Here is a 21,348-nt window from a genome sequence, read left to right as displayed (position 1 = left end):
CCCTATCGGAGCAGGACTTCTTTAATCACTAACAACGATCTCAAAAACTATTCATCTATGTCAAATCAAAATTGGTTTCACGTATGTAGTGTGCAGGATATGCCGCATAACGGTGGGGTATGTGTAAAATATGGCGATCAGCAGATAGCATTGTATTATTTCACACACCGTAACGAGTGGTACGCCTCTCAAAACCTTTGCCCTCATAAACAACAAATGGCATTAAGCCGAGGTATGTTAGGCTCCCAGCAGGGCGAACCCAAAGTGGCTTGTCCTTTTCATAAAAAAACCTTTTCCTTAAAAGACGGGCACTGCCTTAATGATGAGGCTTGCAACAGCATTAATATCTACGATGTGCGGATTGAAGACGGGGAAGTATATATTGATGTAAAGGATATAGATCAGCAGGCAATGGCGAATGCATCTAAGCACGAAACAGTTTCTCCCAATATCTAAACCCAAAGCAAATGAGAAAATTATTGAAACCACTAACAGCACTGGCAGTTACCCTGAGTTTTTCCAACGCCGGTTGGTCGCAAACTCCTGCTCCCAAACCCGTACTGGCAGCCTGGGATGGAATGGTAATCGCCGGCTATGTTGATAAAGGAGCATTTGTCAACTTCGGAGGGCCTTGTATCAAATTTACCAGCAAACCTTATGTTATAACACTGGGTATGTTGCCCTCGCTCCGCATCAAGGAAGATAAAGTGGCTGCCGGAGCAAAAAAAAATTCGCCGGTTACGCCCAATTTGGGTGCGGGTGTAAGTTTTGCTTATAAGCACCTGGCTTTACAGGTTCCTGTATATTATAATGCTAAAACAGCTGCCGCCGATGGCCGATGGAATGTCGGTATAGGCGCTGGTTACCGTTTCTGAAATAAAGACCTCTTAACGCTATTCTATTTAATTAATAAACCGATTGATTATGAGCTCAGTTAATACAAAGCCCCTCAGTAAGTTGAATGTGTTTTCTTTTAAGGGAATACAGATGCGTACCTTCCATATTACCTGGTTTACTTTTTTTGTTTGCTTTTTCGGATGGTTTGGCCTGGCACCTTTAATGCCGACGATTAAAGAAAATTTGCAACTCGATAAATCGCAGATTGGTAATATTGTTATTGCGTCTGTTTCGGGGACCATAGTTGCCCGTTTATTGATTGGTCGCTTATGCGATACCTGGGGTCCAAGGAAAACATACACCGCCTTATTGTTGATTGGTGCGATACCAGTAATGGGTGTAGGGTTAGCTGAAAGCTATACCAGCTTCCTGTTGTTTCGCCTGGCTATAAGCGTTATAGGCGCCTCCTTTGTGATCACACAGTTTCATACATCCATGATGTTTGCGCCTAATATTAAAGGAACGGCTAATGCAGTTGCCGGTGGCTGGGGTAACCTGGGTGGAGGAGTAACCAATATTGTAATGCCGTTAATATTTGCGGCCATTGTAGGTGCCGGTTATACCGGCAATGAAGCGTGGCGCCAGGCTATGATCTTTCCCGGGCTGATGATGTTGATTGCGGCCTTTCTTTATTTTAAGTATACCAAAGATACTCCTGCGGGCAACTTTGATGAAATCGAAAGGGTAAAAGAAAAAGGGAAAACTGACTATAGCGTATTGAAAGACTGGAGGATTTGGGCATTGACATTGGCCTATGCCATGTGCTTCGGTATGGAGATTACATTTGATAACGTAGCCGCATTACATTTTGTGCAGGAATATAAACTGGATCAAAGCTCAGCTGGTCTTTGGGCAGGTGTATTCGGATTGATGAATTTATTTGCACGGGCCCTGGGAGGCATATTTGCCGACAGGATTGGTAAATCTTACGGTATGCGTGGAAAAGGTATACTGCTGGCAGGTGTTTTATTGCTGGAGGGAATTGGATTGATACTATTTGCCCGGGCAGGTTCATTGCCTTTAGCGATCATATCCATGTTGTCTTTTGCCTTGTTTCTCAAAATGGCCAACGGTGCCACTTATGCGATCACGCCCTTTATCAATGAAAAAAATGTAGGATTTGTAAGCGGTGTAGTAGGAGCAGGCGGAAATTTGGGCGGCATGCTGTTTGGCTTTTTGTTTAAAAGTCCTTCCATAACCTATGGCGAGGCCTTCAGTTATATCGGTGTTATAGTAGTGCTGGTGTCCTTCATTGTTTTGCTGACCCGCTTTGCAAAAGTGAAACCTGCTGCCGAGCCGGTGACTGTATTGGAGCCGGTGGCTTAACGTAACTATGATATGACAGATCTCTGACTATTGCTGCCTTTAAAACTGACAAACGTAATGAGCAACCTTACCCTTCATTCTTCTGCAGGAAATAGCAACGGTACCACTACTACCTGTTGCTATTGTGGAGTAGGCTGTGGAATAGAAGTGGCAAAGGATAAGCTGGGTAGATTAACCGTAAAGGGAAACGAAAATCATCCCGTAAATAAGGGCATGTTATGCAGTAAGGGTATGAACCTGCATTATACAGTAAATGATACCGACGACCGGTTGCTTTACCCTGAAATGAGATACGGTCGTAATCAGCCCCGGCAGCGGGTTTCATGGGATGCCGCCCTGGAACGTACAGCCGCCGTTTTTAAAACTTTTATAGAAAAGTATGGCCCTGATTCAGTCGCCTTCTATGCTTCGGGTCAGTGCCTTACGGAGGAGTATTACGTAGTTAATAAACTTATCAAAGGATTTATTGGCAGTAATAATATGGATACCAATTCCAGGTTATGCATGAGCAGTGCTGTGGTGGGGTATAAAATGAGCCTGGGTGAGGATAGTGTGCCGGTGAGCTATGATGACCTGGAGATAGCAGATGTTATTTTTGTGGCGGGAGCCAACCCTGCATGGTGCCATCCGATATTATGGCGCAGGGTTGAAGCTGCCCGTGAAAAAAATCCACAGCTTAAAATTATTGTAAGCGATCCGCGTAAAACACAAACCTGTTCGGGGGCTGATGTACATCTTCAGCTCAACCCGGGAACTGATATTACATTGCATCATGCCATTGGCAGGGCTTTGATCGAAAATGACGATATCGATTCTGTTTTTGTTAAAAAACATACAGAGGGGTTTGAAAAATACCGCGATATTGTTTTTGAAAGAACGGTTGCGGAGGCTGCAGCTATCTGTGGTATAGAAGAGTCGTTGATATGGGAGGCGGCTTCTTATATCGGCAATGCAAAAGGTTTTATTACCATGTGGACCATGGGACTAAACCAGAGTGTTGTGGGTGTTAACAAGAATCTTTCGTTGATCAATTTAAATCTTATTACCGGCCATATCGGGAAACCGGGTTCGGGCCCCTTGTCGCTTACCGGTCAGCCCAACGCAATGGGAGGAAGAGAGGTTGGTGGATTATCTAATCTGTTACCGGCGCACCGCGATCTCACCAATGAGCAACATAGAGCAGAAGTGGAAGCATTTTGGGGCGTGCCTAAAGGCAGGATACCTGCCAAACCGGGTCTTACGGCTACTGAAATGTTTGACGCCCTTGAAGAGGGAAGGCTAAAAGCAATATGGATACTATGCACCAATCCATTGGTCAGCCTGCCTGACGTAAGACGGGCAGAAGCGGCATTAAAGAAAGCAAAGTTTGTAGTAGTGCAGGAAGTGAGCAACAAACCGGAAACATTGCAGTATGCAGATGTAATATTACCGGCTGCTGCATGGACTGAAAAGGAGGGCACCATGACCAATGCCGAGCGCAGGGTGAGTTACCTGAATAAAATTACAGAGGCGCCGGGCGAAACCTTGCCTGATGCTGAGATTATTTGCCGGTTTGCTCAAAAAATGGGATTTGCGGGTTTTAATTATAATAATACTGCGGAGATATTTGCGGAACATGCGGCATTGACCCAAGGGACCAATGTAGACATGAGTGCGCTGAACTACGAAATACTGAAAGAAAAGCTAACTGTGCAATGGCCTTACACAGCTGCTCATGCAAATGCAGAGAAGGGTGATGACGCTTTCCTGGGAACAAAGAGACTGTTTGCTGATCGGCAGTTTTATACTGCCAGTAAAAAAGCGATCATTCACTCTTTTGATGATGTAAATAATTCTGAGGCCTTAAGCGCCGATTATCCCTTGATCCTTACTACAGGCCGCATCCGTGATCAGTGGCATACCATGAGCAAGACCGGGAAGGTAAATAAGCTGAAACAGCATATATCATCTGCTTTCCTGGAAATACATCCGGAAGATGCCTTGCAGAGAGGGATACAGGAAAATGTACTGGTGGTTATTAAAAGCAGTCGTGGTGAAGTGCAGGTGAAAGCAAAACTTTCAGAGGATATTAAGAAAGGAGTGGTGTTCCTGCCCATGCACTGGGGTAAGGTGTTGAACAGCGATCTCAACCGGGCTAATAATGTTACCAATAACCTGCTTGATCCAAAGAGTAAAGAGCCGGATTTTAAATTTACGGCAGTTGAGGTCAGTCTTTATAAAAAGCCCAAACAAAAAATAATTGTAGTAGGTGCCGGGGCAGGAGCCTGCGGGTTTGTAAAGTCTTATCGGAATATCAATACCGAAGACGAAATAGAAGTTTTTAGTAAAGAAGCTTTTCCCTTTTATAACCGGGTGCTATTGCCCGATTATATAACCGGAACCTTACAGTGGGATAACCTCGTAAAAATGACCGATGCGGAGGAATATGCTTACCAGGTAAAACTACATCGTGGCGTCAGCATCATATCCATTGACAGGGAAAATAAAACAGTTGCAGATAGTGATGGATGGGTGCATGCTTACGACATATTGATCCTGGCAACCGGTAGCCGTTCTGCTATGTTGCGTGATGTGCCCGATATGAAAGGCATTTTCACGATGCGCAATCGTTACGATGCGGATCGCTTTTTAGAACACACTAAGGAGTCTCCGGGAAGAGTAGTGATTGTAGGTGGCGGACTGCTGGGGATAGAGTTGGCGGCATCTTTAAGGGAGATCAATTTAGCATCAACAGTAATTCAACGTACTTCCCGTTTAATGAACCGGCAGTTAGACCCATTGGGTAGCCAGCTATTGCATGAGGAGTTAGCAGATAAGGGTGTGGATGTTTATTATAATGACGAAATTGAGCGATTTCTGGGCACAACAGCTGTTACAGGACTTAAGCTTAAAAGTGGTTTGACGATTCATTGCACCACCGTGGTAATTGCTATTGGTACTACGCCCAATATAGAAATAGCCCGGGAAAGCGGCTTGCGTTGTAAACGCGGAGTGGTGGTGAATGAGTATTTGCAAACCATCGATCCGTCTGTTTTTGCGATAGGAGAGATCGCGGAGTTTAAAGGCGCTTTATATGGCATTACCGCAGCAGCAGAGCAGCAGGCAGAGATAGTAGCCCGCTATATGAATGGTGATATAGCACAGTTGTACCAGGGGTCTTTGCTGATGAATATCCTGAAAATTCACGGAACAGATCTCTGCTCTTTGGGCGAGGTGGAATGCCCCGATGATCCTGCTTATGAAGAAGTGGTGTTTATTGATAAAGCAAAGCGGTACTATAAAAAGTGTATTATTCATAATGACCGTTTGATAGGAGCTATATTAATTGGAGATAAAAACGAGTTCCTGGAATACCTGAGTTTGATTGAAAATCGAATAGAACTGAGTGAAAAGCGACTGCAGCTGCTTCGTTCCGGTAAAGCCGCTGAACCGGTTATTGGTAAGCTGGTATGTAGTTGCAATAATGTAGGTGAGGGCAACCTGGTTAATAAAATTAAAGAGGGCTGTAAAGATCATTTGCAATTATGCCAGTTGAGTGGTGCAGGCATGGGATGTGGTAGCTGCCGGCCGGAAGTAAAAGCGATTCTTGAAAGAACACTCAACCTGGTACCTGCAGAGAATAAGGAGATTCAACCAATAAGCGCATAATGAAAGGCTATCATACTATAAAGATCAATTGCAAGGGAGGTATTGTATCTCCCGGCGAGCTGCTGGATATTTTGAATGTCGCCTCAACGGCGGCTGTAAAGCAGGTGGGATTTGGTTTGAGGCAGCAATTGCTGATCGATGTGGAAGAAAACCTGGCTGGTAAGCTGGCAGAAGGATTGAAGCTTTTGGATATAGCTTACGAAGTGGATAAAGATGAGTATCCTAATATCGTAAGCTCTTACCCTGCTGAAGAGGTTTTTATTAACAATAGCTGGTTGAGCGAAGGGGTGTATAAAGATATATTGGACGAGCTAGACCACCGGCCACGGCTAAAGATCAATGTGTCAGATAGTAATCAAAGTTTTACACCCTTACTTACAGGTAATATCAACTGGGTGGCTTCTCCGCGTAATCCCCACTTCTGGCACCTGTTCATTCGCTTTCCTAAAACCAATAGTGTATTTGAGTGGAATGAAATAGTGTATACGAATGATGTTGCCAGGATATCACGTGATATTGAAAAGATTATTTATAGCGACACGGCAGCATTTATTCAGAACCAGTCTGTTGATGGAGAGGCGCTGTTTGCTATTATTAAAAAAGGTACCTACATAACGCGCACAGCAAGTGAACGGATGGTGTTGCCATCTTTTAATCTTCCCTATTACGAAGGGTTTAACCGGCATAATAACAAGTATTGGTTGGGTGTATATAGGCGAAACGAAATGTTTACGGTATCATTTTTAAAGGAACTCTGTGAGCTGTGCTTGAGCACCAAACTGGGGCAGCTTTGTTCAACACCCTGGAAATCGATCATTATAAAAGGGATCGAAGAAAAGGATAAGCAATGGTGGAGCAGCCTGTTGGATCAGCATGAGATCAATATGCGACACGCCGCTAATGAATTGAATTTCCAGGTGGAGGATAATGACTATGGTGCTAAAAGACTAAAGACCTGGCTGGTACGAAAGTTGAATGCGATGGATGCCCGCACTTTTGGCATCTGTATAGGAATAAAAACTCGCAAGGGAAGTGAGATATTCAGCAGTATTCTGATTAAACGAAAACCGTTGATAAAAGTTTTTGGGAAAGGGTTCTTCCATGTGTACGATATTTTATGTTCAAAAGATTTTAATCCTAATGAACGTACAGAAACGGTGTTCATTAGTAATATTACCCGTTGGCATTTGGCACCGGAGTTACAGAACGCGGTTTTATGGTATTATAAGAAGAAGACCGAGCGGCGGGCAATGCCACCCGAACCGCTCGCCGCTGCAGTTAAGCCTGCAAAAGAACCAAGGGAATTGCCCTATCAATGTACACACTGTTTAAGTATTTATGATAGCGTGTACGGAGATCAGGAGCAGGGAGTTGAGGCAGGCACGTTATTCCGGCAATTACCGGATAGCTATTGCTGCCCTATCTGCGAAGCGCCAAAAAAAGATTTTAAGCGGATTTTATTGGAGGTAGTGGAAGGAGTAGTGAATGGTAAATAGTGAATGGGCAATGAATGTGTACTATGAGCCATAAGCTACAACTCATTCAAATCAGCATGTGTGTTGAAGTTCTGAAAATATTTTTTTTGCTCCTCTTTAAGAGGTAAAGTGGCGAGCTGCAGATGATCCAGTGCGAATTTCATGCTGTACTTTTTTAGTTGCCCTTTCCGCAACATGGTCATTATTTTCTGGAGGGCGGCGGAAGTATATATAGCACACAAAGGCTCGGCTTCTCCATCGTTGGTAAAAAGAAAGGCGTCAGCCTCCTGCTTCTGGTACAGGGTATACAGTTCTTTGAGTAAAAATGTCTCCATCAGGGGCATATCGCAGGCTAGTACAAACAAGTCCTCTGTGGGATTGGCGACATGAGCACTTAGAAGCCCGAGTAAGGGGCCTTTTACAGGAAGGGTAGTATTATCGGTTATCAATTCAACACCCGGCAGGCCGCGGGCATAACTGCTTTCCTGTAAAGTGTTGATGGAGGCTTTCACCAATATACCGAGGTCTTGTAATTTCCTGGCCGCATCGGTGGCCCAGTTGGCGGCCTCTGTTTGTAGTAGTCCCTTATCGCTGCCCATCCGGGAGCTCAGGCCTCCGCAAAGGATAATTCCTGTCATAGACGCTTAAATGATATTTTATAAAATTAATCATTCTTTTAAACAAAGCTTATGTGTAAACAAGAAAAGTGTACTTTCATAGTATGCTATCAGTAAGTCATTTATATGTATATCCAATCAAATCTTTAGGCGGAATTTTGCTGGATCAGGTGAAGTTATCCGACCGTGGATTCGAGCATGACAGGAGATTTGTATTAATTGATGATAATAGCCGCTTTATTTCCCAGCGGGAAGTACCAAGAATGGCCTTACTGCAGACTGCTATATGCGGTAGCCGATTGATCGTTTTCGAGAAAGGAAATGGTGGGGATGCAAAGGATTTGGATTTAAATCCTGTTGTCGGAGACGGAGTAAAAGTGAAGCTTTTTAAAGATGAGAGTGAAGGTATACTTTTAGATCAGGCTACAAATGACTGGTTTTCAAAAAAGCTGGATTTAAATTGCAGGTTGGTATATATGCCGGATACTGTGAAAAGAGTTGTGGATCCCCTGTATGCGCATGATGGTGAGATAACGGCGTTCTCTGATGGGTTCCCTTTATTGCTGATTGGCCAGTCGTCTTTGCACGACTTAAATAACCGGCTGGATCAATGGTTGCCCATGAACCGATTCAGGCCCAATATTGTTTTTACAGGTGGTGTAGCTTTTGAGGAGGATACGATGAAAGAAGTAGTTATCAATAATGTCGGTTTTTCGGCGGTAAAGCCCTGTGCAAGATGTGTGGTGACCACTATAGATCAGGAAACAGGTCTTAAAGGGAAGGAGCCTTTGCGAACACTGAATAAATACAGGCAACTCAATAACAAGCTTTATTTTGGACAGAATATTTTATATAAGGGTGAAGGAATTTTAAGAATAGGAGATGCGCTGAAAGTAATGCAGCGACAACCGTATTTATTGTAACAATGCTTATTGATCGATACAATCGCGTTCATAATTATCTGCGTATTTCACTTACAGATAATTGCAATTTGAGGTGCTTTTATTGTATGCCTGAAGAAGATTATGCCTTTTCGCCGAGAGAAACCTTAATGCAGGCAGGCGAAATAGAGCAAATCGCGCAAACCTTTGTCAGGTTGGGTGTGAAGAAGATCCGTTTAACCGGCGGTGAACCGCTGATCAGGAAGGATGCCGATGGGATCATCAGATCCTTAGCCCGCCTGCCTGTACAATTGGCGCTTACTACCAATGGCGTAAGGCTGCACGACTTTGCAGCAACTTTTAAAGAAGCCGGACTTGGTTCTGTTAATATTAGCCTTGATACCTTACAGGCAGAGAAATTTCAAATGATCACCCGGAGAGATAGCTTTCGCCGCGTGATGAGCAATATAGGATTGATGCTGGATAGTGGTGTGCATGTGAAGATCAATGCAGTGGTAATGGCGGGTTTGAATGATAATGAACTGCTTGATTTTGTGGCATGGACAAAAGATGTACCCGTGCATGTAAGATTTATTGAGTTCATGCCCTTTGCCGGCAATCGTTGGAGCAGTAATAAAGTGTTCACCTGGCAACAAATGCTGGAACGCATTTCTGAGGGATATTCTTTTCTCCCTTTAAAGGCAGATGCGCATGAAACGGCAAAAGCATATATCGTCCCCGGACATGCGGGAACATTCTCTGTGATCAGTACCATGAGTGCTCCGTTTTGCAGTAGCTGTAATCGTATCAGACTGACGGCTGATGGTAAATTGAAAAATTGCCTGTTTGCCCCGGACGAAACCGATATTTTATCTGCACTGCGGAATGGCGAAGATATTGAAGTGCTCATCAAACAAAATATTGCCACCAAAGCTCCTGAGTTGGGCGGCCAGCTGAATAAAAATTTTGAAGCCCTGAAAGCCGATGAGGTTTTCAACAGGAGTATGATCGCCATAGGCGGCTGATCCTGGTTTTGAATACTCTATAAATAGATGTGATGATTAGTGTAGCAACTGCCAGACAGTTGGTGGCAGAAAATACGGATCGTATGGCTCCCCAGGTCATTTTATTAAAAAATGCATTGGGAAAAATGTTGGCCGGCGATATCCGGGCTGAAGCGGATGTGCCAGCCTTTCCGCAATCTGCAATGGATGGCTATGCGTTTTCTTTTGATGATTGGCATAAAGGAGGTGCGCTGAAGATAAGCGGAGAAATGGCTGCGGGCGCCGGTAAGGAACAGTTTGTTGTAAAAGGTGAAGCAATTCGCATCTTCACGGGTGCGCCGGTTCCTTCATCTGTTAATACGGTGGTAATGCAGGAAAAGACCCGTATGGTTGCAGACGGATTGTTGATTGAAGACGAACAGCTTACCAGGGCAGCCAACATAAGGCCGGCAGGATCTGAAATTAAAAAAGGAGAATTAGCCTTAAAGGCGGGCGCCCGGTTAACGCCTGCCGCTATCGGTTTTTTAGCAGGTATAGGCATTAGCCAGGTAGTGGTTTATCCTGATCCTGTGATCACGATCATCATTACGGGAGATGAATTGCAGGAGCCGGGTGAGGCCTTGAAGTATGGCCAGGTGTATGAATCGAACTCCTATACGCTATCAGCCGCATTAGCCAACGTGGGGTTATCCAAAGTGCAGGTAGTGAAGGTAAAAGACAATCCGCAGGACTTAACATCAGCAATGAAACGTGCATTGGAAGGGTCTGACCTGGTGCTGCTCACCGGTGGTGTAAGTGTAGGAGATTATGATTTCGTTATAAAGGCAGCGGAAGACTGTAAGGTGCAAACGATATTTCATAAAATAAAACAAAGACCTGGTAAGCCCCTGTTCTTTGGTAAAAAAGAACCTGCAATCCTATTCGGTCTGCCCGGTAATCCATCTTCGGTATTGACCTGTTTTTATATGTACGTGCTGTCTGCTTTGGAGCTGCTTACACAACGGCCTCTCAGTTTAAAAACGCTTCAGGTGCCACTAATTAATAGCTATACCAAGCAACATACACTTACCCATTTTTTAAAAGGTTGGTATAATGGAGCCGGAGTGAGCATATTAGATGCGCAGGAGTCTTACCGGTTAAGCTCCTTTGCGCAGGCTAATTGCCTGGTAGAGCTGGATATTGATGCACGCCTGTACGGGGAAGGGGAGAAGGTGGTCATTCATTTGTTATAATCATTTGCATGGACTTAATGTATTTGTTTTATCTGAGTTTGTTTATAGTGGCGTTTTTATACGCTTCTATAGGACATGGTGGCGCCAGCGGCTACCTGGCGCTAATGGCTATATTCGGTGTGGCAGCCGAGGTAATGAAGCCCACGGCCTTGCTTCTTAATCTTTTTGTATCGCTGGTGTCTTTTATACAGTTTTACAGGGGTGGTTATTTTAAAATGAAGTTATTTATGCCATTGGCGTTTGCTTCTATACCTTTTGCTTTTTTAGGAGGGTTGATCACTGTGGATGCTTCTTTCTACAAAAAAATATTGGGTCTTTTATTACTGATTCCCGTTGCCCGGTTTCTTTTTTTCAGTAATCTGAAGTTGGAAGCCACCAGGAAACATGAGTTAGGGCTGGCTATACTGATTGGAGCCGCTATAGGATTCTTATCAGGTCTTATTGGTATTGGTGGTGGCATTATATTGTCCCCGGTTTTATTATTACTTCGTTGGGCCAATATGAAAGAATCGGCTGCCATCAGCGCTATCTTCATTTTTGTTAATTCAGTTGCCGGCCTGGCAGGACAAATAACTAAAGGCATACAATTTACAGCAGATATGTACGGGTATGTAATTGTAGCTTTCGCCGGTGGCTTGCTGGGCGCTTATTTTGGGTCATTGAAGTTCAGACAGGATGCATTGAAGTACATACTTTCTCTTGTTTTGTTAATGGCAGCATTGAAGTTGTTTTTCGTATAATAAAATAAATTGGGTTGATGCGTTTACTCCTATTATGTTTTTTATCAGTATTGATCGTTAGTCAGGCTTTTTCGCAAAAGAGCATTACGCCTACTGATCAGTTGGTGATTGAAGGAGAGGTGGAACAGAAACTACCCGGTTTCCTTAATGGATTTGAGCAGGTACAGGACCTACACCAGAGACAGCTTTCGCATTACGAATCACCTGAAAGAGGCCCGGTCGTTAATGAGAGATTTGAAACTTGTTTTGTTGAAAAATGTTTTAGCTGAAGTTAAGATCAAAGCACCCGGACCTAAACAGTTAAGTGAATACTATTTTATTGCTGAAGCCAGTGATGGATACAAAGTGGTGTTTTCCTGGAATGAACTGTGTAATACCCAAATAGAAGATGAGGTTTATCTGATAGTGGGTTATGATCACCAGGCAGGTGTACAAATGCCGAACAGGATTGCATTGCTATCTGCGGGGGATGAAGCAACGGGTAGAAGATATGTAAAAGGATTAAAGAAAATGATCATTAAGAGGGTTCATTAAATTTGCTTATGGCGATACAGGTTTTATTTTTTGGTCAGCTTACGGAGATTGCCGGAAACGCGGTAGGGGTGCCCACGGCTGAAACCCTGCGAGGGTTGGAACGGGAACTTTGGGAGCAGTTTCCCTTACTCAAAGAAAAGAAATATGCGTTATCTGTTAATCAGAAAATTGTGGCAGGAGATATGTTATTAACTGAAGGGGATATTGTCGCCCTTTTACCTCCTTTTTCCGGCGGATAATTATGAGTCAACAGGAGTTTCATACGAGATATCGACGGCAGCTCATTCTAAGAGACTTTGGAATGCAGGCCCAGCAAAAGCTACAGGCGGCGCGTGTATTGGTGGTGGGTGCCGGTGGATTGGGTTGTCCCGTATTACAATACCTGTGTGGCGCAGGTGTCGGAATGATTGGTGTTATTGATGATGATCTGGTATCCCTTTCAAATTTACACCGGCAGGTGTTATACCGTACAAGCGATGTCGGCAAAGCAAAGGTAAAAGTAGTAGCAGCGTGTTTACAGGAACTAAATCCCGATATCATTATTAAAGCCTACAAAGAGCGACTATCTAATGCAAATGCCCCCGATATTATTTCAGATTATGATATTGTCGTGGATGGCTCTGATAATTTTCCTACCCGTTACCTGGTGAACGATGCCTGCGTGTTACTGGGAAAATCTTTGGTATATGGCGCTATTGCCCAATACCAGGGGCAGGTTTCTGTTTTTAACTGTCAGGTTGCAGAAGGCAGTAACCGGCCGCTGCATTACCGTGATCTTTTTCCCGAGCCGCCGGGTAAAGATGAAGTGCTTAATTGCAGCGAAGCAGGTGTGCTGGGTATGTTACCCGGGATGATTGGGACAATGATGGCTGCTGAAGTGGTGAAAATAATTACAGGTGTCGGCAGGGTAAGTGCCAATGAGTTGATTACTTATGACATGCGCGATCACCAGGTGTATAGAGTTCTGATGACACCCAATCCCGATAAAATTCAGATGCCGGCAACCATAGCTGCATTGCGGAGCTTTGTGTATGATGAGCAATGTGTTGCGGCTGATCCTCTGGAAGTAATGGCGGAGCTTTTCACAGAATGGACACAACGTAATGATGTGATCTTCGTTGATGTGCGTGACGCTCATGAACAACCGCTGGTAAAAGACTTTCCACACGTTAATATTCCTTTGTCTGAATTGGAAGAAAGAGCAGGTGAGCTAAAGCAGCGCAATATTGTGTTATTTTGTGCCTCGGGTAAGCGAAGCCTGGCTGCTGCCCGCCTGCTGTTGCAATGGAATGATCAATTAAACGTATACAGCCTGAAGGATGGTATTCATAATTGGCTGCAAACCCAGTCTTCTTTATTATGAGCGAAAAGAAATTGAAGAATATTTTTGTAGAAGGGGCCATCAGCGCCGCTTTTATAGCAGATAGTATTCAAAGGCATACCGTTAAGACCAGTATTGGCGCACATGATATTTTTTTAGGACAGGTTAGGGCCGATGTTGTCAATGGCCATGCTGTAGCAGGCATCGAGTACACGACTTACGAAGAAATGGCCCTGCAAAAAATGCATGAAATCCGGGAAACTATTTTTGATAAATATGCGATTACCTGTATGCATGTACACCATAGCCTGGGCAGGGTAAATGCCGGTGAATTATGCCTCTTTGTATTTACATCGGCTCCGCACCGACGGGCGGCTATAGACGCCTGTGCCGAACTGGTAGAGCTGATCAAGAATGAATTACCTGTTTGGGGAAAGGAACTTTTCGAAGATGAAACACATCAGTGGAAAGTGAATAAGTAAAGAAGAAGTTGATAGTTGACAGATGGGAGTTGGCAGGACATAGAAGAAACAACGGTGCGACTTCGATTGCAGTCTTCATCAATCGGAATATTTTTGCGTTCGAATACCACGTATCATATGTAAATGGATACTTAAAAGTTTTCTAACGCTGCTTTGCGTTTCCTTCGCGTCCTCGTTTCTTTGCGGTGAAAAACATAAAATGCAAAGAACTTTATACGCCCGTAAATTTGAGATCTAATTTTTAATATGGTTGATATAACTTTTAAGTCAAGCAGTTTAAGGAAAGCTGTAGCAGTAGCTACCCTGACGGTGTCGAAACAGGAAACTATTGACGCCATTAACAACAGAACAATTCCCAAGGGGGATGTTTTTGAATTCTCCCGTGCTGCCGGTTTACTGGCTATAAAAAAAACCAGCGATGTTATTCCGGATTGTCATCCTTTGCCGGTAGAATATGCAGCCATCAGCCATGAAGTAGAAGGCCTGGATATTATCATAAGTGTTACTGTGCATACCATTTATAAAACAGGCGTAGAGGTGGAGGCGATGCATGGCGCGGCTATTACAGCGCTGACGATGTATGACATGCTGAAGCCGGTTGATAAAGAAGTGTCGATTTCAAATATCCGGTTGGAAGAGAAAAAAGGTGGAAAGTCAGATTTTAAAGATGATGCAGGTTTTATAAAATGTGCGGTGGTGGTTTGCTCTGATAGCGTAGCTTCAGGTGATAAAGAAGACCGCAGTGGAAGGGCCATATTGAAAAAGCTGCAACAGCATCTTATCACGGCAGCCGCTTACGAGATCATTGCCGATGAAAAGGAAGTTATAGCACAGAGAGCTAAAGCACTGGCCGGAGAAGGTTATCAGCTGATATTGTTCACAGGAGGTACAGGGCTAAGTCCGAGGGATGTAACACCAGATGCGATACAGCCCTTATTGGACCGGGAAATACCTGGTATCATGGAAGCAGCGCGTAACTATGGTCAGCAAAGAACGCCTTATGCCATGCTGTCGAGAGGGGTGGCTGGATTTATCGACGATTCACTAGTAATTACCTTACCGGGCTCTACCCGTGGCGCAGAAGAAACCATGGATGCCTTATTCCCCTATGTATTGCACCTGTTTAAAATAGCAAAGGGTATGCGGCACGACCAGGCAGGGTGATATTACCCCGCCTGCTCTTCCAGTTCCATTAATAAAGTAAATACTTCTTCGTATTTTTTCTCCAGTTGTTTATTTTCTTCTGCTGCTTTTTTGTATCCCTGCTCTGCTTCAAGAAACCTGTCTTTATCTGCATATATAGCGGGGTCGGCCAGTTGCGCTTCCAGCGTTTTTAATAAGGCTTTGTTTTTATTCAATGCCTCTTCTGCCTGCTGAAATTGGCGCTGTTGCTTCTGCAATTCCTTTTTCTGCTCTTTGTTAATGGCCTGGTTTTTCGGAGCGGCCTCTACCGGCTTTTCTTTTACAACAGGAGCAGGGGCAGGTGCTGCATTGGCTTTTTGCTCTTCTTTTTTCGAGGAAGCTACCTGCTTTGCCTGTGCAGCCATTCTTTCGTTCCATGCCACCCATTCATCATATCCTCCTTTAAATTCTTTGATCTGGTGATCAACAATCTCCCAGATCTTATTTGCTGTTTTAGAGATAAAATGACGATCGTGGCTTACGATCACCAGGCTGCCCTCGTACTTTTTTAAAGCGTCGATCAGCAGGTCGCAGCTATGCATATCCAGGTGGTTGGTAGGCTCATCCAGCATCAGGAAGTTGGCCTTACTAACAATAGTTTTAGCCAGTGCTACCCTCGCTTTTTCTCCACCGCTCAATACCTTTATTTTTTTATCAGCATCATCACCACTAAATAGGAAACAACCCAGGAGGGTTCTTAATTCCGCATCGGTCATTTGTGCGCCACAGCTGCGCATTTCATCCAGTATCGTATTATTAAGATTTAAAGACTCCAGCTGATGTTGCGCATAAAAGCTTTCATCTACATTATGGCCCCACTTGCGTTCTCCTTCTATGGGCTCTATACCGGCAATAATTCTTAATAGGGTTGATTTTCCCTTTCCGTTCGCTCCAATCAAAGCGATCTTATCACCCCGTTCAATTTCTGCCTTGGCATGATCCAGTATAACCTGCTCTCCAAACGATTTGGAGATATTATCCAGTTCCACCAATACCTTTCCGGGTGTTTTATCCACCCTGAAATTGATCCGGATATTGGGTCTTTCAACGCTTACGTCTTCTATCCTGTCAAGTTTGTCCAGCTTTTTCATGATACTCTGAGCCATGGCGGCCTTGCTGGCTTTAGCGCGGAATCGTTCCACCAGGCGTTCGTTCTGCCGGATATAATCCTGCTGATTTTCAAAAGCCTTTTGCTGCATTTCTATACGTATTTCTTTCTCCGTTTCATAAAACTCGTAGTTGCCGTTATATACATGCAGCTCTTTCTGATACAGTTCGATGATCTTGGTAACCATCCGGTTCAGGAAGTATTTATCGTGACTCACAATTACAACCGCACCCTGGTAATGTTGCAGGTATTTCTCCAGCCATTCAATAGAAGGTAAGTCAAGGTGGTTGGTAGGCTCATCCAGCAATAATAAATCAGGCTTCGCCAATATCATTTTCGCCAGCAGTACACGCATACGCCATCCCCCGCTGAACTCTTTGTAAGGCCGGTGTAAATCAGCATTGGAAAATCCCAGCCCTTGTAATACTTCTTCGGTGGTGTGATGAATATTATAGCCGTCCAGCGTATCCATCTCGTGCAGCTTATCAGAATACTCATGCAATGTTTTTTCATCGCCCGTACGCTCCAGCTCTTTACCCAGTTCTTCAATTTCTTTTTCCAGTTGTATAACCCGCTCAAAAGCGCCTAATGCCACTTGTAAGATAGACTCATTGGTGTCAAAACTTAACAGGTCCTGGTGCAGGTAACCAATGGTGGTCTCCCTGCTTTTTTCAACAGTACCCTTAGAAGGGCTAAAGCCGCCCGTGAGTAATTTCAGCAGGGTAGACTTTCCTGTTCCATTATACCCGATTAACCCGATTCTTTCATTGGGTTGAATGTGCCAGGTAGCATCTTTCACAATAACTCTTGCGCCAAATTCAAACGTCACATTTTGTAAGCCTGCCAGCATAATCTATTATTTTTACTATTTTTGATGAATTGAGCCTGCAAAATTAGCAAATGCAGGCAGTAACTTAAGCCTTATCATGAAATAAACATAAAAATTATTGAGCTAATTTATTTCACAGCGATGATAATTTTTATCGTTTATACTATGTGGCCAAAAGCAATAAAGAATCCTACATGAAAAAACTATTTTTGATCGTTTTAGTGCTGGTAGCAGCTTTTTTGGTGTATAAATATGCTTTTAAGAAGGATGAACCGAAAAAAGAAATGCCTAAGTCCCTGTCGGTAAGTGCACATAGCGATATTTTTAATCAGTCGGTAACAGCTGTTTTAAATAATTATTATACAATGTCCGATGCTTTTGTAAACTGGGATTCAGCTGCAGTGAACAAGGCCGCCGCTGATTTGCAAACAACTATTGGTAATTTTAAAGTGGAAGAGCTGAAAAAGGATTCCAGTATCTACGAAACAGCCTTATTTCCGCTCGATAATAGCAAGAATAGTTTAACGGCAATTCAGCAGGGGACTAGCTGGGAGGAGAAGAGAAGAGCTTTGCAGGATCTTTCTGAAAACCTGCGCATGTTGCTGATCACTGTAAAATACGACCAGGGGGTGGTATATTGGCAGGAATGTCCCATGGCTTTTGGAGAAAATACTATTGGCAACTGGTTAAGTGCGGAAGAAAAAGTGATCAATCCTTACCTGGGCGCCAAAGATCCTAAATACGGCGCTACCATGTTGAATTGTGGCGAAACCAAAGAAAAAATTAATTTTTCGGTACCTGATACGGCTGTTAAATAATTATACACTGACTCCGTAGCTCAGTTGGTAGAGCTACTGACTCTTAATCAGTAGGTCCAGGGTTCGAGTCCCTGCGGGGTCACCGGGCGGCTTCAGGCCGCTTTTTCTATGCATTGGCTCAAATGATCCGGACCAGGTTACAGAAATTTCGATTTTATCACGGTGGCTTTTTTATTTAAATTCCTTTTCAGGATGATGTCCGTCCATTATAACGGCACTATCACGTTTTTCTTTACTTTCGGGTGGGATTCCACTTCCCTTCAATTTGATCGTATGATAGATATTGTATTATAGTAGTTACTACCAGGTAGTACATCTTTAAAGGATCTTTTAATAAAATCTTCTGTGTCTTCGCGCAGGGGGAGCATCCTTATTATTTAATTCTATCAAATAATGCACAAACACAATTATACGATCAGAAGGGAAAAGCCTTCTGACATAGAGGCTATCGATCAGGTAACAAAGACTGCCTTTGCCTCTGCAGCATACAGTAGCGGAACAGAATCATTTATTATACATGCCTTGCGCACCAATGGCCAATTGACCGTTTCTCTGGTGGCAGAGGAGGAGGGGATATTGATAGGGCATATTGCTATATCACCTGTAAAAATTTCTTCAGGAAGTAAAGGCTGGTTCGGATTGGGCCCCGTATCGGTGATCCCTTCCCGGCAGGGATCTGGCGTGGGGTCCGGACTGATCGGGGCGTCTATCGATGCGTTGAGAGAAATGCAGGCTGCCGGCTGTGTGGTACTGGGCGAACCTTCCTACTATGGCCGGTTCGGATTTAAAACCGATGCCCGTTTGCTGTACCCGCATGCTCCGGCAGCGTACTTCCAGGTACAGTCTTTTACAGGTAAGATACCTGAGGGAACTGTCGAGTATGATGATAGTTTCAACGTCACCGGTTGAATATAATCAGGAGTAAATGAAGAGGCTGTCCCAAAAAAGAGGCAGCCTCTTTTGTAGGTTCCCTTTTCCTAATCAATGTAGCCTGGCCTGACGAAATGTATGACCGATTTTGGTCTTGGGCCAGGCAGAACGGTGATAATGTCCTTGACACACACGCTATCCTCTTGTCCACAGAAAAACGTAAATTCGTTTGAATGATCTGTTTCGCCCAAATACCGCTTATGTCTCCCGGCTCCATAGCAGCAGAATTGGCCAGCTATTCGTCCGACTGGAAGGCACATTTCAATACCTCGCATTACCAGGGAGAATGGACTGTATTGCCGCTGCGCGCACCAGGCGGAAAGTATCATATTGTGCCAGATCTCATGATGGAGCAAAACTATGCCGATACAGCCCACATGAAATATTTTCCATCTGTAAACTCTTTGCTCCGCTCTTTTGGTTGCCCGGTGCAATCGGTTCGTTTTTTAAATTTGAAAGCAGGCGCCTGCATTAAGCCCCACCGCGATCGTGAGCTGGCATTTGAAATGGGTGAAGCGCGGCTCCACTTTCCAATAATCACCAATCCTGATGTTGCTTTCTTTGTGGAAGATAATCGCCTGAATATGCAAGCGGGAGAATGTTGGTACATCAATGCCAACCTCACACACCAGGTACACAACAACGGGAACACGGACCGGGTGCACCTGGTAGTTGATTGCCTTGTAAACGATTGGCTACGCGAACTTTTCAGCCACGCGGATAAACATACAAAAGCCGATATAGTTAATATTGAAGAACAAAAACAAATAATTGAAGCATTGCGGTTGCAAAACACCCCCACTGCAACGCAACTCGCGAACCAATTGGAGCGTGAGCTTGGCGCTTTATAGGTCTTATCAATAAAATGAGGATTTCTCTATTCAAGTAAACTCTCGCCAGCGCGCTTACTCCATTTGATTGTTCTTAATGAATACATTTCATATTTAATGTAAGCGATGCTTCAACATCGGATGCCCGCTCGGTTACTTCGAAAAATGAGACAATCTGACTCCATTTTGGTACGTTTTGATCAAGCCATAATCAGTTATCTGCTTATTTTCATCCCTTCATTAAAATGATAGTGAAACGGTCATAAATCGAATGCTGCATTGGTTCCATCATTTTATTATTTCAATCCTATGTGCTATATGACAAGATCGATGAGTAATAACCCCCTTTCTGCAAAGCCGCATTATCCTATACTCGATGGCTTACGCGGTGTTGCCGCCGTTATCGTGGTTACCTTTCACCTGGCAGAGCCGTTAGGAACCAGCCATCTCGATATCCTGGTAAACCATGGCTACCTGGCTGTGGACTTTTTCTTTCTGTTATCTGGCTTTGTGATTGGCTATGCCTACGATGATCGTTGGAATAAAATGACTATTGGCTCTTTCCTGAAACGCCGCATTGAAAGACTTCAGCCCATGGTGATATTGGGCATGACATTGGGAGCGATAGGATTCTACTTTACCGATTCAACAATCTGGCCGGACATTCATAATGTTCCGCTCTGGAAAATGTTAGTGGTGATGTTGATCGGCTATACTATTTTACCCATTCCTTTATCAATGGATATCAGGGGATGGCAGGAAATGCACCCGCTGAATAGCGTGGGCTGGTCGTTATTCTTCGAGTATATTGCCAATATCCTATATGCTATCGGCATCAGGAAGTTTTCGAATAAAGCACTGGGCATTTTGGTGTTGATCGCGGCAGCGGCGCTGGCACATTTGGCTATCACCAGCCCTAATGGAGATCTGAGCGGTGGATGGACACTCAACAACGAGCACATGCGCATCGGTATTACCCGTACTATCTATCCTTTCTTCGCAGGTTTATTACTTTCAAGGATCGCCAAGCCTAAGCGTATTAAAAATGCTTTTCTATGGTGTAGCCTGCTGGTTGCTATTATCCTGTATATGCCACGTATTGGAGGTGCTGATCATTTATGGATGAACGGGATTTATGAATCAGTATGCATCATTTTTATTTTCCCATTGATTGTTTACATGGGTGCCAGCGGTGTAATTCATAGCACGCGGGAACGCAATATATGCAAATTCCTGGGCGATATATCCTATCCGCTTTACCTGGTGCATTATCCCATCGTTTATTTTTATGTAGCCTGGATCAACGACAATAAGGGTACTTCCCTTGCCCAAGCCTGGCCTTATGCCCTGCTCATTTTAACAGGCAGCATCATCTTAGCCTATGCCAGTTTGAAATGGTATGACGAGCCGGTTCGCAAATGGCTAAGAAAAAAATGGGGTTAAGTAGCAGCCTGGTATATATGGGCGAAATGAAACTTGTGTGAGATAGCCATC

At 44.0% G+C, this 21,348-nt stretch carries 20 protein-coding genes and 1 tRNA gene; 19 read left to right on the top strand and 2 right to left on the bottom strand.

Annotation, left to right across the window (positions count from 1 at the left end; genetic code table 11):
- The first annotated feature begins 57 nt into the window (after positions 1-57).
- Genes nirD through ACLOAU_RS25180 form a run of 5 tightly spaced genes read left to right on the top strand, consistent with a single transcriptional unit; the run spans position 58 to position 7,367 of the window.
- A complete protein-coding gene (gene nirD, locus ACLOAU_RS25200; protein ID WP_427864679.1) occupies positions 58-456 on the top strand; it encodes a nitrite reductase small subunit NirD in 399 nt (132 codons plus the stop codon).
- 11 nt (positions 457-467) lie between these two features.
- The gene (locus ACLOAU_RS25195) at positions 468-875 is read left to right on the top strand and encodes a hypothetical protein (RefSeq protein WP_427864678.1); all 408 of its coding nucleotides are present in this window, start codon (positions 468-470) and stop codon (positions 873-875) included.
- Between the two features lie 49 nt (positions 876-924).
- The gene (locus ACLOAU_RS25190) at positions 925-2,223 is read left to right on the top strand and encodes a NarK family nitrate/nitrite MFS transporter (RefSeq protein ID WP_427864677.1); all 1,299 of its coding nucleotides are present in this window, start codon (positions 925-927) and stop codon (positions 2,221-2,223) included.
- 57 nt (positions 2,224-2,280) lie between these two features.
- Positions 2,281-5,871, top strand: coding sequence for a molybdopterin-dependent oxidoreductase (locus ACLOAU_RS25185; protein WP_427864676.1), 3,591 nt, complete (start codon positions 2,281-2,283; stop codon positions 5,869-5,871).
- The gene (locus tag ACLOAU_RS25180) at positions 5,871-7,367 is read left to right on the top strand and encodes a rubredoxin (RefSeq protein WP_427864675.1); all 1,497 of its coding nucleotides are present in this window, start codon (positions 5,871-5,873) and stop codon (positions 7,365-7,367) included. The genes ACLOAU_RS25185 and ACLOAU_RS25180 overlap by 1 nt, the downstream gene beginning before the upstream one ends.
- A 35-nt stretch (positions 7,368-7,402) precedes the next feature.
- Here ACLOAU_RS25180 and mobA read toward each other — a convergent pair whose 3' ends face one another.
- A complete protein-coding gene (mobA, locus tag ACLOAU_RS25175; RefSeq protein ID WP_427864674.1) occupies positions 7,403-7,984 on the bottom strand; it encodes a molybdenum cofactor guanylyltransferase in 582 nt (193 codons plus the stop codon).
- A gap of 83 nt (positions 7,985-8,067) precedes the next feature.
- Here mobA and ACLOAU_RS25170 point away from each other — a divergent pair, with 83 nt between their 5' ends.
- From ACLOAU_RS25170 to moaCB, 9 genes are all read left to right on the top strand, one after another.
- Entirely contained in the window at positions 8,068-8,886 is an 819-nt protein-coding gene (locus tag ACLOAU_RS25170; RefSeq protein WP_427864673.1) for an MOSC domain-containing protein, read from the top strand.
- A gap of 2 nt (positions 8,887-8,888) precedes the next feature.
- The gene (gene moaA, locus ACLOAU_RS25165; RefSeq protein WP_427864672.1) at positions 8,889-9,869 is read left to right on the top strand and encodes a GTP 3',8-cyclase MoaA; all 981 of its coding nucleotides are present in this window, start codon (positions 8,889-8,891) and stop codon (positions 9,867-9,869) included.
- Between the two features lie 32 nt (positions 9,870-9,901).
- A complete protein-coding gene (locus ACLOAU_RS25160; protein WP_427864671.1) occupies positions 9,902-11,080 on the top strand; it encodes a molybdopterin molybdotransferase MoeA in 1,179 nt (392 codons plus the stop codon).
- Between the two features lie 8 nt (positions 11,081-11,088).
- Positions 11,089-11,820, top strand: coding sequence for a sulfite exporter TauE/SafE family protein (locus tag ACLOAU_RS25155; protein ID WP_427864670.1), 732 nt, complete (start codon positions 11,089-11,091; stop codon positions 11,818-11,820).
- A gap of 147 nt (positions 11,821-11,967) precedes the next feature.
- Positions 11,968-12,354 carry a molybdopterin-binding protein gene (locus ACLOAU_RS25150; protein ID WP_427864669.1) on the top strand — a complete coding sequence of 129 codons (387 nt, stop codon included), beginning with the start codon at positions 11,968-11,970 and terminating at the stop codon, positions 12,352-12,354.
- Positions 12,355-12,362: 8 nt separating this feature from the next.
- Complete coding sequence (locus ACLOAU_RS25145; RefSeq protein WP_427864668.1) at positions 12,363-12,593, top strand: MoaD/ThiS family protein; 231 nt, start codon at positions 12,363-12,365, stop codon at positions 12,591-12,593.
- 2 nt (positions 12,594-12,595) lie between these two features.
- Positions 12,596-13,717, top strand: a complete 1,122-nt coding sequence (locus ACLOAU_RS25140; RefSeq protein ID WP_427864667.1) for a ThiF family adenylyltransferase — start codon at positions 12,596-12,598, stop codon at positions 13,715-13,717.
- Positions 13,714-14,157, top strand: a complete 444-nt coding sequence (locus ACLOAU_RS25135; protein ID WP_427864666.1) for a molybdenum cofactor biosynthesis protein MoaE — start codon at positions 13,714-13,716, stop codon at positions 14,155-14,157. Before ACLOAU_RS25140 ends, ACLOAU_RS25135 begins: the two co-directional genes overlap by 4 nt.
- A gap of 246 nt (positions 14,158-14,403) precedes the next feature.
- Positions 14,404-15,321 carry a bifunctional molybdenum cofactor biosynthesis protein MoaC/MoaB gene (gene moaCB / locus ACLOAU_RS25130; RefSeq protein WP_427864665.1) on the top strand — a complete coding sequence of 306 codons (918 nt, stop codon included), beginning with the start codon at positions 14,404-14,406 and terminating at the stop codon, positions 15,319-15,321.
- Between the two features lie 2 nt (positions 15,322-15,323).
- Here the strand turns inward: moaCB and ACLOAU_RS25125 are convergent, their stop codons facing one another.
- Positions 15,324-17,297 (bottom strand): ABC-F family ATP-binding cassette domain-containing protein, encoded by a 1,974-nt coding sequence (locus tag ACLOAU_RS25125; RefSeq protein WP_427864664.1) that lies wholly within the window; start codon positions 17,295-17,297, stop codon positions 15,324-15,326.
- A gap of 173 nt (positions 17,298-17,470) precedes the next feature.
- On the opposite strand from ACLOAU_RS25125, the gene ACLOAU_RS25120 reads away from it, so the two are divergent.
- From ACLOAU_RS25120 to ACLOAU_RS25100, 5 genes are all read left to right on the top strand, one after another.
- Complete coding sequence (locus tag ACLOAU_RS25120; protein WP_427864663.1) at positions 17,471-18,094, top strand: DUF3347 domain-containing protein; 624 nt, start codon at positions 17,471-17,473, stop codon at positions 18,092-18,094.
- Between the two features lie 9 nt (positions 18,095-18,103).
- Positions 18,104-18,176 (top strand) — tRNA-Lys (locus ACLOAU_RS25115).
- A 311-nt stretch (positions 18,177-18,487) separates the two neighbouring features.
- Positions 18,488-19,003: a GNAT family N-acetyltransferase gene (locus ACLOAU_RS25110; protein WP_427864662.1), complete on the top strand. Its 516-nt coding sequence runs from the start codon at positions 18,488-18,490 to the stop codon at positions 19,001-19,003.
- A 194-nt stretch (positions 19,004-19,197) separates the two neighbouring features.
- Positions 19,198-19,875: an aspartyl/asparaginyl beta-hydroxylase domain-containing protein gene (locus ACLOAU_RS25105; protein WP_427864661.1), complete on the top strand. Its 678-nt coding sequence runs from the start codon at positions 19,198-19,200 to the stop codon at positions 19,873-19,875.
- A gap of 297 nt (positions 19,876-20,172) precedes the next feature.
- Positions 20,173-21,297, top strand: a complete 1,125-nt coding sequence (locus tag ACLOAU_RS25100) for an acyltransferase family protein (RefSeq protein WP_427864660.1) — start codon at positions 20,173-20,175, stop codon at positions 21,295-21,297.
- Positions 21,298-21,348 lie beyond the last annotated feature (51 nt).

Origin of the sequence: Paraniabella aurantiaca (assembly GCF_050309965.1) — a bacterium.
GTDB lineage: Bacteria > Bacteroidota > Bacteroidia > Chitinophagales > Chitinophagaceae > Niabella.
The sequence above is the reverse complement of the archived record's forward strand: the minus strand, read 5'-3'. Positions and strand labels throughout refer to the sequence as shown.